Annotated in this window: 15 protein-coding genes; 9 read left to right on the top strand and 6 right to left on the bottom strand. The window is 72.0% G+C overall.

Annotation, left to right across the window (positions count from 1 at the left end; genetic code table 11):
* Window positions 1-25: 25 nt before the first annotated feature.
* Both QSK26_RS06045 and QSK26_RS06040 read right to left on the bottom strand, forming a co-directional pair.
* Complete coding sequence (locus QSK26_RS06045) at window positions 26-1,765, bottom strand: hypothetical protein (protein ID WP_285773961.1); 1,740 nt, start codon at window positions 1,763-1,765, stop codon at window positions 26-28.
* Between the two features lie 107 nt (window positions 1,766-1,872).
* Window positions 1,873-2,589, bottom strand: coding sequence for an IclR family transcriptional regulator (locus tag QSK26_RS06040; RefSeq protein WP_285773960.1), 717 nt, complete (start codon window positions 2,587-2,589; stop codon window positions 1,873-1,875).
* Window positions 2,590-2,682: 93 nt separating this feature from the next.
* On the opposite strand from QSK26_RS06040, the gene leuC reads away from it, so the two are divergent.
* From leuC to QSK26_RS06020, 4 genes are all read left to right on the top strand, one after another.
* Window positions 2,683-4,068 (top strand): 3-isopropylmalate dehydratase large subunit, encoded by a 1,386-nt coding sequence (gene leuC / locus QSK26_RS06035; protein WP_285773959.1) that lies wholly within the window; start codon window positions 2,683-2,685, stop codon window positions 4,066-4,068.
* Window positions 4,069-4,080: 12 nt separating this feature from the next.
* On the top strand, window positions 4,081-4,668 hold the full coding sequence (gene leuD / locus QSK26_RS06030; RefSeq protein ID WP_285773958.1) for a 3-isopropylmalate dehydratase small subunit: 588 nt from the start codon (window positions 4,081-4,083) through the stop codon (window positions 4,666-4,668).
* Window positions 4,647-4,928 (top strand): SCO5555 family protein, encoded by a 282-nt coding sequence (locus tag QSK26_RS06025; RefSeq protein ID WP_285773957.1) that lies wholly within the window; start codon window positions 4,647-4,649, stop codon window positions 4,926-4,928. The genes leuD and QSK26_RS06025 overlap by 22 nt, the downstream gene beginning before the upstream one ends.
* A gap of 97 nt (window positions 4,929-5,025) precedes the next feature.
* Complete coding sequence (locus QSK26_RS06020; RefSeq protein WP_285773956.1) at window positions 5,026-5,325, top strand: HU family DNA-binding protein; 300 nt, start codon at window positions 5,026-5,028, stop codon at window positions 5,323-5,325.
* Between the two features lie 72 nt (window positions 5,326-5,397).
* Here QSK26_RS06020 and QSK26_RS06015 read toward each other — a convergent pair whose 3' ends face one another.
* Both QSK26_RS06015 and cofC read right to left on the bottom strand, forming a co-directional pair.
* Window positions 5,398-5,610, bottom strand: a complete 213-nt coding sequence (locus QSK26_RS06015) for a hypothetical protein (protein ID WP_285773955.1) — start codon at window positions 5,608-5,610, stop codon at window positions 5,398-5,400.
* 203 nt (window positions 5,611-5,813) lie between these two features.
* Window positions 5,814-6,455 (bottom strand): 2-phospho-L-lactate guanylyltransferase, encoded by a 642-nt coding sequence (cofC, locus tag QSK26_RS06010; RefSeq protein WP_502888672.1) that lies wholly within the window; start codon window positions 6,453-6,455, stop codon window positions 5,814-5,816.
* 134 nt (window positions 6,456-6,589) lie between these two features.
* On the opposite strand from cofC, the gene QSK26_RS06005 reads away from it, so the two are divergent.
* Genes QSK26_RS06005 through QSK26_RS05990 form a run of 4 tightly spaced genes read left to right on the top strand, consistent with a single transcriptional unit; the run spans window position 6,590 to window position 10,689 of the window.
* A complete protein-coding gene (locus QSK26_RS06005; protein ID WP_285773953.1) occupies window positions 6,590-7,273 on the top strand; it encodes a lysophospholipid acyltransferase family protein in 684 nt (227 codons plus the stop codon).
* A gap of 20 nt (window positions 7,274-7,293) precedes the next feature.
* A complete protein-coding gene (locus QSK26_RS06000) occupies window positions 7,294-8,301 on the top strand; it encodes an NAD(P)H-dependent glycerol-3-phosphate dehydrogenase (protein WP_285773952.1) in 1,008 nt (335 codons plus the stop codon).
* A 14-nt stretch (window positions 8,302-8,315) separates the two neighbouring features.
* Window positions 8,316-9,551, top strand: coding sequence for a trans-sulfuration enzyme family protein (locus QSK26_RS05995; RefSeq protein WP_285773951.1), 1,236 nt, complete (start codon window positions 8,316-8,318; stop codon window positions 9,549-9,551).
* 40 nt (window positions 9,552-9,591) lie between these two features.
* Window positions 9,592-10,689 carry a D-alanine--D-alanine ligase family protein gene (locus QSK26_RS05990; RefSeq protein WP_285773950.1) on the top strand — a complete coding sequence of 366 codons (1,098 nt, stop codon included), beginning with the start codon at window positions 9,592-9,594 and terminating at the stop codon, window positions 10,687-10,689.
* Here QSK26_RS05990 and QSK26_RS05985 read toward each other — a convergent pair.
* Window positions 10,686-11,129, bottom strand: a complete 444-nt coding sequence (locus QSK26_RS05985; protein ID WP_285773949.1) for a DUF3515 domain-containing protein — start codon at window positions 11,127-11,129, stop codon at window positions 10,686-10,688. The genes QSK26_RS05990 and QSK26_RS05985 overlap by 4 nt on opposite strands.
* Window positions 11,129-11,362: an Lrp/AsnC family transcriptional regulator gene (locus QSK26_RS05980; RefSeq protein WP_285774190.1), complete on the bottom strand. Its 234-nt coding sequence runs from the start codon at window positions 11,360-11,362 to the stop codon at window positions 11,129-11,131. Before QSK26_RS05980 ends, QSK26_RS05985 begins: the two co-directional genes overlap by 1 nt.
* Before the next feature lie 123 nt (window positions 11,363-11,485).
* Between QSK26_RS05980 and QSK26_RS05975 the strand changes: the two genes are divergently transcribed.
* Complete coding sequence (locus QSK26_RS05975) at window positions 11,486-12,481, top strand: thiamine-phosphate kinase (protein WP_502888679.1); 996 nt, start codon at window positions 11,486-11,488, stop codon at window positions 12,479-12,481.
* The last annotated feature ends 402 nt before the right edge of the window (window positions 12,482-12,883 follow it).

The raw sequence follows: 12,883 nt of genomic DNA, 5'->3' as shown, positions 1-12,883 counted from the left end.
GGCGTCCGGCGACGGGCCCGCGCGCTCAGTTGGCCGAGGACCTGGCCTTGAACAGGGCGCGCTTCGCGATCTTGCCCACCTGGCGGTCCGGGTGGGCCTGGGAGATGAGCTCAAGCAGCTCCTCGAGATGCGGGTGCGGCACCTTCCAGATGATCTCCAGCAGGCTGGACAGCGGCGCGGGGCCGATGTCGTGCAGGCTGCTGACGAACTCCTGGCGGCCCAGGCCGGCGGAGATGGTCCACATGTCCAGGATCAGCCAGTGGGTGTCCGCCTGGGTCGGCTCGGGGGCGTCGTCGACGTCGAGCTGGGTCAGGTGGGTGGCCGCGTAGGGACGCAGCGACGGCTCCTCCAGCGCCTCCAGCCACGCGGGCACGGCCGCCTCGCCGAGCATGCCGACCATGCTGGCCGCCTGGACCCTGATCAGGGCGTCGGCGTCGTCGTCGGCCGCCGCCTGGAGCAGCTCGCGGGCCGCGCGCTCGGGCTCGCGCAGCTTCATCCACGCCTCGAACTCGGCGTCGGCCTCGTCCTCGGGCAGCTCGGAGCTGAAGGAGAGCAGGTCGAGCGCCGTCATCGCGTCGATCGCCGGCCGGGCGTCCACCTCGATGTCCGCGTCGTCCACCAGGTGCACGACGCCTTCGACGCCGAGCGGCGTGAGCTGTGCGACGTCGTCCTCCACCGCGACCATGCCGTAGCCGGTCAGCCACTCGATCGTGGGCGACAGCGGGTCACCGTACGCGGCCTCCGCAGCGGCCCACGCCTCCGTGCCCAGGTCGTCGAGGTCGGCGGCGGCCTCGGCCAGCTCGGCGCGCAGCTCGGCCAGCGGGCGGGGGGCGCCGGCGAGCAGCAGCCGGACCAGGAACGCCCGGGTGAGCCCGGCCAGGGCCAGGGTGATCTCGTCGTCGTCCAGCTCGGGGTCGCCGTAGTCGATCGAGTGCAGGCCCTGCATCCAGGCGTCGAGCACGTCGTCGTCGTTGTCGAACGGCCAGGCGGCGGTGTCCTCGGCCACGCTCACCGTGTCGTCACCGACGGGGGTGAGGAACTCCAGGTCGACCGCGAGGTTCCAGACGTTCCACAGGGCGGGGACGGCCTGGGCGAGCGGCTCGCCGGACCGCTCGGGACGGGGGAGACCGGTGGCGGCCAGGGCCTGCACGATCTCCTCGTCGTCGAGCAGGCTGTCCTCGCCGACGGTGCGCTCGGCGCCGACCCAGACCGCGAGGTCACGGGCGGTGGCGATCAGGGGCACCGCGCGGGCGGCGACGGCCAGCTCGGAGTCTGGCCGGAGCCGGATCGTGGGCAGGTCGCCGAGGTCGTCGGCGAACGGCTCGAAGCTGCCCAGGCCCTCGTCCTCCTCCTCGTCTTCCTCCTCGTCCAGCTCGTCCTCGTCGGCGATGACGTCCTCCATCGCCTCGACGAAGTCGTCCTCGATCTCCTCCAGCTCGGCCAGCAGGTCGGCGATCGCGTCGGAGCTCTTCGCGAGCCGGCCGGTGTCGGACAGGAAGGCGAGGTAGGCCCGCACGGCGGGCACCATGCCGTCGGCGGCCCGGTCGGGATCCTCGACGACCTGCGGCATGCGGTCGAGAAGCACGGTGCGCAGATCGGCACGCCTCCACCGGCCGACGTCGTTGGAGGCGGTCAGGCGATGCCACAGGGCGGCATGGCCGACCAGGTCGGGATCGCTGTCTGGCGCGTGCTCAGGCGCCCAAAGGATGAACTCTTGGAGCAGGGGACGCAGCTCAGCGGCGGCTGCCTCGATGCGATCTGTCACCCGCCCAGGCTAGTCGGAGCGAAGGGTGCTCGGCCCCTCATATCCCTCGTCGGGGCATGGCTTTCGCGCATCCCTGCGTCCCGGACGTCCCCACCGCCCCGTGCGCGTCAGTTCGCCCGGCGCATCGACTCGGTGATGCGTTCGGCCGCGGCGACGACGGGAGCGGCGTGCAACCGGCCGGGAGTGCGGGTGAGCCGTTCGATCGGGCCTGAGACGGAGACTGCGGCGATCACCTTGCCGCCGAGGCCGCGGATGGCCGCGGAGACGCTCGCCACGCCCTGCTCGCGCTCGCCCACGCTGTGCGCCCAGCCGCGCCTGCGCACGCTGGCCAGGGTGGCGGCGGTGAACTTCGCGCCGCGCAGCCCCCGGTGCAGCCGGTCGGGCTCCTCCCAGGCGAGCAGCACCTGCGCGGCGGAACCCGCGGTCATCGGCAGCGCGGAGCCGACCGGTACGGTGTCCCGCAGGCCGCTGGCCCGCTCGGCGGCGGCCACGCACACCCGCTCGTCACCCTGGCGGCGGTAGAGCTGGGCGCTCTCGCCCGTGATGTCGCGCAGATGGGTCAGCACCGGGGTGGCCACGGCGAGCAGCCGGTCCTCGCCGGCCGCGGTGGACAACTCGGACAACCGGGGGCCGAGCACGAATCTGCCCTGCGTGTCGCGGGTGACGATCCTGTGGTGCTCCAGGGCCACGGCCAGCCGGTGCGCGGTGGGCCGGGCCAGGCCGGTCGCCTGCACGAGCTGCGCCAGGGAAGCCGGTCCGGCCTCCAGGGCATTGAGCACCAGAACGGCCTTGTCGAGTACGCCGACTCCGCTAGAGTTGTCCATAACCCGATACTGACGTCTCGCCATATGAGAAAGCAAGTTCACGTGGAGACGGGGCGCGGCATCGCAGGATGAAGGCATAGGGAGGCGAAGGCAATGGGCCGCACTTTGGCCGAGAAGGTCTGGGAGCAGCACGTCGTGCGACGTGCGGAGGGAGAGCCCGACCTGCTCTATATCGACCTGCACCTCGTGCACGAGGTGACCAGCCCGCAGGCGTTCGACGGCCTGCGCATGGCGGGGCGCCCGGTGCGCAGGCCGGAGCTGACCATCGCCACCGAGGACCACAACGTGCCGACCGTGCTCGGCCCGATCAGCGACCCCGTCTCCCGCACCCAGGTCGAGACCCTGCGGAAGAACTGCGCGGAGTTCGGGATCAGGCTGCACCCGATGGGCGACGCCGGGCAGGGCGTCGTGCACATCATCGGGCCGCAGTTCGGGCTCACCCAGCCGGGCATGACGATCGTGTGTGGCGATTCTCACACCTCCACGCACGGCGCGTTCGGCGGCATCGCGTTCGGCATCGGCACCTCCGAGGTCGAGCACGTGCTGGCCACCCAGACGCTGCCCGCCTACCGGCCGAAGACGATGGCCATCGAGGTCGCCGGCGAGCTCCCGGTGGGCGTGACCGCCAAGGACCTCATCCTCGCCATCATCGCCAAGATCGGCACCGGCGGCGGCCAGGGCCACATCGTCGAATACCGCGGCGAGGCCGTCAGGAAGCTGTCGATGGAAGGCCGGATGACGGTCTGCAACATGTCCATCGAGGCCGGGGCGCGGGCGGGCATGATCGCCCCGGACGAGACGACGTTCGCCTACCTCAAGGGCCGCCCGCACGCCCCCGAGGGCGAGGAGTGGGACCGCGCGGTCGAGTACTGGAAGTCGCTGCGCACCGACGACGACGCCGTCTTCGACACGGTTGTCGAGATCGACGCCTCCACCCTCACGCCGTTCGTCACCTGGGGCACCAACCCGGGCCAGGGCGTGCCGCTGGGCGCGGTGGTGCCGAGCCCCGAGGAGTTCGACGACCCCGTGGCCCGCTCCGCCGCCGAGCGCGCGCTCGCCTACATGGGGCTCAGCGCGGGCACGCCGCTGCGCGAGGTGGCCGTGGACACCGTCTTCGTCGGCTCGTGCACCAACGGCAGGATCGAGGACCTGCGCGCCGCCGCCGAGATCCTGCGCGGGCGCACGGTGGTCACCCGCACCCTCATCGTCCCCGGGTCGATGCAGGTCAAGAAGGCCGCCGAGGCCGAAGGACTGGACGACGTGTTCCGCGCGGCGGGCGCCGAGTGGCGCGAGGCCGGCTGTTCGATGTGCCTGGGCATGAACCCGGACACCCTCGCCCCCGGCGAGCGCAGCGCCTCCACGTCCAACCGGAACTTCGAGGGCAGGCAGGGCAAGGGGGGCCGCACCCACCTGGTCTCGCCCGCGGTCGCCGCCGCGACGGCCGTCACCGGCCGCCTGACCGCCCCCGCCGACCTCTGACAGGAGCCAGCCATGGAAGCCTTCACCACGCACACCGGGCGCGCGGTCCCGCTGCGCCGCAGCAACGTCGACACCGACCAGATCATCCCGGCCGTCTGGCTCAAGCAGGTCAGCCGCACCGGCTTCGAGAAGGGGCTCTTCTCCGCCTGGCGGGAGGACCCCGGTTTCGTCCTGAACGACCCGGCCTACGAGGGCGCCTCCGTCCTCGTCTCCGGCCCCGACTTCGGCACCGGCTCCTCCCGCGAGCACGCGGTGTGGGCGCTCCAGCAGTACGGCTTCCGCGTCGTGATCGCGGCCCGATTCGGGGACATCTTCCGCAACAACTCCACCAAGATGGGCCTGCTCCCCGTGGTGCTGCCCGGTGAGACCGTCGAGGCCATCCAGGCCGCCGTGGAGGCGGACCCGGCCCTGGAGGTGACCGTGGACCTCGCGGAACGCCAGGTCAGGTGGGCCGGCGAGGCGGCCGGCTTCGAGATCGACGACTACACCCGCTGGCGGCTGATGGAGGGCCTGGACGACATCGGGCTGACCCTGCGTGCGGAGGACGACATCTCGGAGTACGAGAATGGTCGGCAGTCATGGCTGCCGACAACCGTTTGACAGATTCCGCGAGCCCCGAAGAGCTGGCGCGGCGGTTGCGCGATGCGCACCGCCGCGTTCGCGCGCTGGCCGTTTCCCCCGCCGAGCGCGCCCGATTCGCCCGGCGCCTGCTGGCGATCTGCGAGGTCTCCAAGCGGGATATCCCGCACGCCGCGACCCGCCTCTCGGCCTTCCTGAACGATCTGGACGCGCTCCCCGGCGATCCGGACGGCCCCGAATATGACACGCCCAGTCGGCAAAACATTGCTAGTGGTGATTGAGTCCTCGGCGTTCGTCCCCTAATTTCAAGCGGGTAAGGGGTTTCTAACCGTTGCCTGGTGTGCTGGAACCCCATCCGTTAGAGGGGGAGCAACCGAGATGAACAAGCGGGAACTCGTCGACGCCATCGTGGATCGGGTCGGCGACAAGAAGACGGCCACCGAGGCCGTGAATGCCGTGCTGGAAACCATTCAGAAGGCGGTCGCTGCCGGGGACAAGGTCTCCATCACTGGATTCGGCGCCTTTGAGATGGTGCACAAGCCCTCCCGTACGGCGAGGAACCCTTCGACCGGCGCGCCCATCAAGGTGGACGAGAGCTGGGCCCCGAGGTTCCGCCCGGGCGCCGACTTCAAGGAAGTCGTCAACGTCGGCGGCAAGAAGGCCGCGAAGAAGAAGTAACGTTCCCGAGTGGTCGCCCGGGTCCTCCGCGGACCCGGGCGATCGGTGTTTCGGACACCCCTAATTCGGGCGTCAGGTCTCCGTGGGAAGCGGGAACGTGGACAGCGTGATCACGGTGATCCGGCCGTCGCCGTCCACCAGGATGTTGACCCGCTGCCCGGACCGCAGCAGCCGGAGCGGCCCGGCGTCGAAGGCCGCGGTGTCGAACGGGACCTGCGTCCCGTCGTCGAGGAAGACCGACCCCGATCGGGTCGCCGGATCGAAACTCCGCACGGTCGCCTGCACGAAAGCCACCCTAACCGCGCCCGCCCGCGAGGCGTCCGGGTGTGCGGTGTCGGTCCGCGAGGCGCCCGCCCGCGAGGCGCCCGCCCGCGAGGCGCCCGCCCGCGAGGCGTCCGGGCGTGAGGCGCCCGGGTGCGAGCGTCGGTCCGTGAGGCGCCAGGGTGCGAGCGTCGGTCCGTGAGGCGTCCGGGTGCGTGGGCCGGGTTTCAGCGGCTGATCAGCGCGGCCACCAGGGCCGTGCGTGGCCCCACCCCGAGCGCCAGGGCCGCCTCCAGGTCGGCGGGGGTGTCGACGTCGCGGCGCATCGACGGGATGCCGTCGAGGATCAGCTCCTTGGCGCCGCGGCCGAGATGCCTGGCCCGCGACTCGCCGCCGAACCCCGGCAGGAACGGCACGCCCGGCAGCGTCCCGTAGAACGTGGTGCCGATCTCGGCCGCGTCCGGCAGGAACGACACCTCGAACTCCGCCGCCGCGGCCAGCACGAGATCCAGCTCGGCGGGCCGCAACGCGGGCAGGTCGGCCTGCAACGCGCCGACCGGATCGTCCGGCGCCAGCCGTACGGCCTCGGCGGCGCCGTGCCGGAGGGCGGCGTTGAGGCCCGCCTCCGGATCGCCGACCACGTGCGCTCCCACGCCGGACAGCTCGCGCGCGGCGAGCGGGTCGGCGGTGACCACCACGACCCGCGCCACGCGCGGGCAGACGAGCGCCGCCTCCACCGTGTCGCAGGCGACCGCCACCGCCAGGGACTCGCGGTGGGCGCCCGCGGCCTCGGCCAGCCGGGTCTTGGCGGCGACCAGGGGTTTGACCGGTACCACCAAGGACCAGCCGGAATTCTCCGCTGCGTGCATAACCTTAAGCATCGCGCCTCGACAGTCCCCGCGGCGAACCGGGAGACTTGGGGCGCCCGCCGCGTGCCTTGGAGGAGCCGATGAGCCGCCCCGGTCGACCATCCCGCTTCTGGGAAGCGGTGGCTGTTGGGATCATGAAGCCGTTGATGCTGTTGTTCACCAGGCGTGACTGGCGGGGGAGCGAGCACCTGCCGCGCACCGGCGGCGTCATCGTGGCGACCAACCACCTGTCCTGGACCGATCCGGTGCTGGTGTCCCACTTCCTGTTCGACAACGGGCGGTGGCCGGTGTTCCTCGCCAAGTCCGGCGTCTTCGGCGTCCCGGTGGTCGGCAAGATCATCGCCTGGCTGCGCACGATCCCGGTCTACCGGGGCACCGGCGACGCCGCCCGGTCGCTCAGCGCCGCGGAGGAGGCGTTGCGCGGGGGCGCCTGCGTGGTCTTCTACCCCGAGGGCACCTGCACCCGCGACCCCGACCTGTGGCCGATGACCGGCAAGACCGGCGTGGCCAGGCTGGCGCTGGCCACCGGGGCGCCGGTGATCCCGGTGGCGCACTGGGGGGCCCAGGTGCTGCTGCCGTACGGGTCGAAGAAGCCGAGGCTCTTCCCGCGGACCACTTTCCGGTTGCTCGCCGGGCCGCCGGTGGACCTGTCCAGGTACGCGGGGCGGTCGCCGGACGGTGACGTGCTGCACGAGGCGACGGCCGACATCATGGCGGCGATCACGGTCCAGCTCGGCGAACTCCGGGGAAAGCAGCCGCCCGCGCGGCCCTTCGACTCGGAGTCCGGGCAGGCCCCCGAAAAGCACTCCGACCAGTGAGTTCGGCGTACGGTGAGGAAATGACCAAAGCTGCTGTTTTCGGAACCGGCTCCTGGGGCACCACGTTCGCGATGATCCTCGCCGAGGCCGGGACGCAGACCACGCTGTGGGGCCGCAGGGCCGAGAGCGTGGACGCCGTCAACCGGCGGCACGAGAACCCCGACTACCTGCCGGGCATCGAGCTGCCGCCCTCCCTGCGGGCGACCACCGACCCGGCCGAGGCGCTGGACGGTGCCGACTTCGCGGTGCTGGCGGTGCCCTCGCAGACGCTGCGGCGCAACCTCGCGGCCTGGGCGCCGCACATCGCGCCGGACACGGTGCTGGTGAGCCTGATGAAGGGCATCGAGCTGGGCACCACCAAACGGATGAGCGAGGTCATCCAGGAGGTGGCCGAGGTGCCCGACGAGCGGGTCGCCGTGATCTCCGGGCCCAACCTGGCCCCGGAGATCGCCCAGCGCCAGCCCGCCGCGACCGTGGTCGCCTGCACGGACGAGCGGGTGGTGGAGCGGCTCCAGGAGGCGTGCCACGTGCCGAGGTTCCGCCCGTACACCAATCCCGACGTGGTGGGCGTCGAGCTGGGCGGCGCGGTCAAGAACGTCATCGCGATCGCCGTCGGCGTGGCCAGCGGCATGGGGCTCGGCGACAACGCGCGGGCGATGCTGACGACCCGCGGGCTGGCCGAGATCGCCCGGCTGGGCGCGGCGCTCGGCTGCGACCCGCACACCTTCGCCGGCCTGGCCGGAATGGGCGATCTCGTGGCGACTTGCGCCTCCCCACTGTCGCGGAACCGCACTTTCGGCGAGAATCTTGGCCGGGGTATGACCATGGCCGAGGTCATGGCCGCGACCAAGCAGACCGCCGAAGGCGTCAAGTCCTGCGAGTCGGTGCTCGAACTGGCCAGAAAGCATGACGTGGAGATGCCGATCACCGAGGTCGTGGTGGGTGTGGTGCACGACGGAATGACTCCCAGCGAGGCCGCGATGCTGCTGATGTCGCGGACCCCCAAGCCGGAACGGTACGGAGTGTGACGAGTTCACGACGCATGCGCCGGAGATTCGGCGAGAACACCCGCTCGGTGCACCTCCCGGTGGCCGAGCCGCCCGCGCAGACCCCCCTCGGCCAGCCGGTGTGGCGCAACGCCGCCTGGGCCTTCGAGAACTCCGCGGACTACGCCGACGTGCTGGGCGGCCGTGCGCCCGGCTACGCCTACAGCAGGATCGACAACCCGACCACCGCCTCCTTCGCCGCGGCGGTGGCCTCGCTGGAGGGGGCCGCCGCCCCGGAGGACGTGGCCGGGCAGGCGTTCGCGTCCGGCATGGCCGCGGTCACCGCGGTCTTCATGACCTTCCTGCGCTCCGGCGCGCACGTCGTGGCCCCCGCTCCCGTGTACGACGGGACCTACTCGCTGCTGACCAACGTGCTCGGCCGGTTCGGCGTCACGGCGGACTTCGTCGACTACTCCGACCTGACCAGGGTGCACGCCGCGATCCGGTCCAGCACGAAGATCATCTACGCTGAGACGCTGGCCGACCCGACCATGACGGTGACCGACATCCGCGGGCTCTACCAGCTCGCCCGGGCCGCCGGCGCGGTGCTCGTGGTGGACTCCACCTTCGCCACCCCGGTGGTCTGCCGTCCCCTGGAGCACGGCGCCGACCTCGTCCTGCACTCGGCGACGAAGTACCTCGGCGGGCACGACGACTCCACCGGCGGCGTCGTCGTCGGCCGCCCCGCCCTGATCGACAAGCTGCGCGAGGTACGCGTCGACACCGGGGGCTCGCTCTCCCCGGACGACGCTTACCTGCTGCGCCGCGGCCTGGAGACGCTGCCGCTGCGGGTGCGCAGGATGTGCTCCACCGCGATGGTCTTCGCCGCCTCCGTCGCCAAGCACCCGGCCGTGCGCAAGGTGGACTACCCGGGCCTGCCCGGACACCCCGGCAACGAGCTGGCCCGCCGCCTCTTCGACGCCGGTCCCGAGGGCACCAGGTACGGCGGCTGCGTCACGGTCACCCCGCACGGCGGTTACGAGGCCGGCATGACCCTGGCCGACGGCCTGCGCCTCGCCGGCGTCGGGGCCTCGGTCGGCGGCACGCACACCAAGGCCGCGCACGTCGCCTCCAGCTCCCACCGCAGGCTCGGCGAGGCGGCCCTCGCCGCCTCCGGCGTGGACGCGGGAGCCGTGCGCTTCGCCATCGGCCTGGAGGACGCCGAGGACCTCATCGCCGACGTGACCAGGGCACTGGACGCCCTGCGCGTGGCGGGGCCGACACGCACCTGACAGCGGGATTGACCGCCCAGACGCGATAGATTCGGGCATCATGAACGAACAGCGCGAGTCCCGGCCGCGAGTCGCCATCGTCTTCGGCGGCCGCAACTCCGAGCATGCCGTCTCCCTCGTCGGGGCGGGAAGCGTGCTGGAGGCGATCGACCGGTCCAAATACGACGTCGTTCCGGTGGGCATCGCCCAGGACGGGCGCTGGGTGCTCGCCTCGGGTGAGCAGCGCTTCGCGATCGAGGCCGAGGTCGACGAGTCGGGCACCGCGCTGGCCCTGCCCTCCGGAGAGGGTGCGCTGCTGGCCATGGAGCCCGGCCGCATCCCGGTCGAACTCGGCAAGGTGGACGTGGTCTTCCCCGTGCTGCACGGCCCCTTCGGCGAGGACGGCACCATCCAGGGCCTGCTGGAGATGGCCGGGGTGCCCTACGTGGGCTCCGGGGTGCTGGCCAGCGCCGTGGGCATGGACAAGGCGTACATGAAGGTGGTGCTGGCCGCCTCCGGGCTGCCGGTCGGCCCGTACGTGGTGGTCCGGGACCGGGACTGGCGGCTGGAGCGGGAGCGGGTGCTCAAGGAGGTCGAGGAGCTCGGCTGGCCGGTGTTCGTCAAGCCCGCCAGGGCCGGGTCCAGCCAGGGCATCTCCAAGGCGTCCGACCGGGAGGAGTTGGAGCGGGCCGTCGAGTTCGCCCGCGGGCACGACCCGAAGGTGCTGGTCGAGGCGGCGATCGCGGGCCGCGAGGTCGAGTGCGCGGTGCTGGAGTCGCTCGGCGACGCGCCCCCGTCCGCCAGCGTGCCGGGAGAGGTGCTGCCGGCCGAGGACCACGAGTTCTTCGACTTCGCCGCGAAGTACTACGAAGGCCAGATGTCGCTGGCGGTCCCCGCCGACCTGCCCGCCGAGGTCGCCGAGAAGGTGCGCGCCATGGCCGTCCGGGCCTTCGAGGCGCTCGGCTGCGAAGGGCTGTCCCGGGTGGACTTCTTCTACACCCCGGACGGCGACCTGGTCGTCAACGAGATCAACACCATGCCGGGTTTCACCGCGCTGTCGGTGGCGCCGCAGCTCTGGGCGGCCACCGGCCTGCCGTACGCGGGCCTGGTGGACCACCTGATCCAGCTCGCCCTGCACCGCCCCAAGGGGCTGCGCTAGCCGGGCAGGGCCTTCTTGACCGGCCCGGAGAGGTCGGCCAGGACGTTGCCCGGCGTGTGCTCGCGGGAGATCGTCACCTCGACGTACCCCTCGCCGGTGACCGCCGTGAACAGCGTGGGGGTGCGCGGGTCGGGGAACCAGCCCACGCCGTCGATCTCGGTGAGCTGGTCCGTGGGGGCCATCGTCACCGGACGCGGCACCCCGCACCGCAACGCGATCTCCGCCGAGCCCCAGACCGCCACATAGGGCGACTTGGGCGTCGACTCCACCCGGTCCACCCCGTCCAGGGAACGCGGCAGCAATCCGTCCAGCTTCACGCAGGCCGCCGCCGTCGTCCCCTCGGGGGTCGGCGGCTCGACCTGCACGGCGCCGCCGCAACCGGCGAGCGCCAGCGCGGTCAGGGCCGCGGACCCGGCGGCGAGGGCGAACCTGCGAGTCATCAGATGTGCACGATGGGACACGTGAGAGTACGCGTGATCCCTTCGACCGCCTGGATCTGGGCCACCACCAGCTTGCCCAGCTCGTCGACGTTGTTGGCCTGGGTGCGCACGATGACGTCGTAGGGACCCGTGACGTCCTCGGCCTGGGTGACGCCGGGGATCGAGGCGATCTGACGCGCCACACCCGCGGCTTTACCGACCTCGGTCTGGATAAGGATGTAGGCCTGCACCATCACGTCCTCCCGGGCGGGCAGAGCTGGATTGGATCAGCGCCGAAGGGCCACCGTACCCTGTGTTGCGACAGGAGGTGCACCATCACAGTCGGAGATCTCGGCGAATTCGGAGTTGTTGCGCGGATTGCTGGGCGCTTGCCCCAGGGTGAGACGGTCCTGCTGGGCCCCGGGGACGATGCCGCACTGGTCGGCGCGCCCGACGGACGGGTTGTCATCTCGACGGACTTGTTACTTGAGGGTAGACATTTCCGTCGCGATTGGTCCAGCGGGTACCACATTGGGAGAAAAGCCGCAGCGCAGAACCTCGCCGACATCGTCGCCATGGGCGCCGACCCCACCGGGCTCGTGGTGGGACTCGGCGTCCCCGCCGACCTGGAGGCCACCTGGATCGACGCGCTGGCCGACGGCTTCCGTGACGAGTGCGCCCTGGTCGGCGCCACCGTCGCCGGGGGCGACACGGTCCGCTCCGACCTCATCGTGCTGGGTGTCACCGCGCTGGGCGACCTCGGCGGACGCGCCCCGGTCGTCCGCTCCGGCGCCCGCCCCGGCGACGTCGTGGCGGTCGCCGGCCGCCTCGGCCCCTCCGCCGCCGGCCTGGCCCTGCTCCTGGCCGGTGGTCCCGGTGCCTCCGGGGCCGTGGCGGGGGCCGGTGGGCCCGGGGTCGCGGTGGGTGCCGGTGGTCCTGGTGGCGCGGTGGGTGGGCCGGAGGAGACGGCGGACCCGTTCGCCTGGCTGGTGGACGCGCACCGGTGCCCCCGCCCGCCGTACGCGTGCGGTCCCGGCGCGGCCCGGCTCGGCGCGACCGCGATGCTCGACGTCAGCGACGGCCTGCTCCAGGACCTCGGCCATGTCTGCGCGGCGAGCGGCGTCTCGATCGACCTCGACCCGGACGCCTTCACGCCCTCCGCCCCGCTCAGTGCCGCCGCCGCCCACCTCGGCGCCGACCCGCTGGAGTGGATCCTCACCGGCGGCGAGGACCACGCGCTGGCCGCGACCTTCCCGCCGGAGGTACGGCTGCCGCCGGAATGGCTGGTCGTCGGCCGGGTCGGCGAGGGCCGGGAGGTGACCGTGCGGGGCCGTCCGCCGGGTCGTGCGGGCTGGGATCACTTCAAAGAGTGACTTTGTTAACGCTTGAGACTTACGTGAACGTTGTGACAATTGCGTATAGCAAGTGTTATGAAGATGGGCGGCCATGATTTCCGACGGGAAGGGCTGTGATGGGCCGCCACGGGGAAGAAGGATCGGAGCCCAGCCGCAGGCGCGGTCGCCGCAGGCCGCGCGCGGCTGAGACGCGTCCTGGCGCGAGCCTGCCAGATCCACAGCCCGCCGGAGACCGCCGGCGTTCTGACGACGAAGCCTCCGAGTGGACGGCCGAATGGCGGGCCGCCGACGACGAGTCTCCCGGGGAGACAACCGGCCCCTGGGCCACCACACCAGGGGAGACGACCGGTTCCTGGACCACCACACCTGGGGAGACGACCGGCTCCTGGAACCTCACGCCCGGCGACCCGCCGGGCTCCC

Source organism: Microtetraspora sp. NBRC 13810, assembly GCF_030268685.1.
In the GTDB taxonomy this organism is placed as follows: Bacteria; Actinomycetota; Actinomycetes; order Streptosporangiales; family Streptosporangiaceae; genus BSRQ01.
This window is presented reverse-complemented; position numbering and strand designations above follow the sequence as displayed.

Coding starts and splice junctions, on each gene's coding strand:
- leuC (WP_285773959.1), top strand. CDS start 2,683: ATGGGCCGCACTTTGGCCGAGAAGGTCTGGGAGCAGCACGTCGTGCGA.
- QSK26_RS06025 (WP_285773957.1), top strand. CDS start 4,647: ATGGCTGCCGACAACCGTTTGACAGATTCCGCGAGCCCCGAAGAGCTG.
- QSK26_RS05995 (WP_285773951.1), top strand. CDS start 8,316: ATGCGCCGGAGATTCGGCGAGAACACCCGCTCGGTGCACCTCCCGGTG.
- QSK26_RS06040 (WP_285773960.1), bottom strand. CDS start 2,589: ATGGACAACTCTAGCGGAGTCGGCGTACTCGACAAGGCCGTTCTGGTG.
- QSK26_RS06005 (WP_285773953.1), top strand. CDS start 6,590: ATGAAGCCGTTGATGCTGTTGTTCACCAGGCGTGACTGGCGGGGGAGC.
- QSK26_RS06000 (WP_285773952.1), top strand. CDS start 7,294: ATGACCAAAGCTGCTGTTTTCGGAACCGGCTCCTGGGGCACCACGTTC.
- leuD (WP_285773958.1), top strand. CDS start 4,081: ATGGAAGCCTTCACCACGCACACCGGGCGCGCGGTCCCGCTGCGCCGC.
- cofC (WP_502888672.1), bottom strand. CDS start 6,455: ATGCACGCAGCGGAGAATTCCGGCTGGTCCTTGGTGGTACCGGTCAAA.
- QSK26_RS06020 (WP_285773956.1), top strand. CDS start 5,026: ATGAACAAGCGGGAACTCGTCGACGCCATCGTGGATCGGGTCGGCGAC.
- QSK26_RS05985 (WP_285773949.1), bottom strand. CDS start 11,129: ATGACTCGCAGGTTCGCCCTCGCCGCCGGGTCCGCGGCCCTGACCGCG.
- QSK26_RS05980 (WP_285774190.1), bottom strand. CDS start 11,362: ATGGTGCAGGCCTACATCCTTATCCAGACCGAGGTCGGTAAAGCCGCG.
- QSK26_RS05990 (WP_285773950.1), top strand. CDS start 9,592: ATGAACGAACAGCGCGAGTCCCGGCCGCGAGTCGCCATCGTCTTCGGC.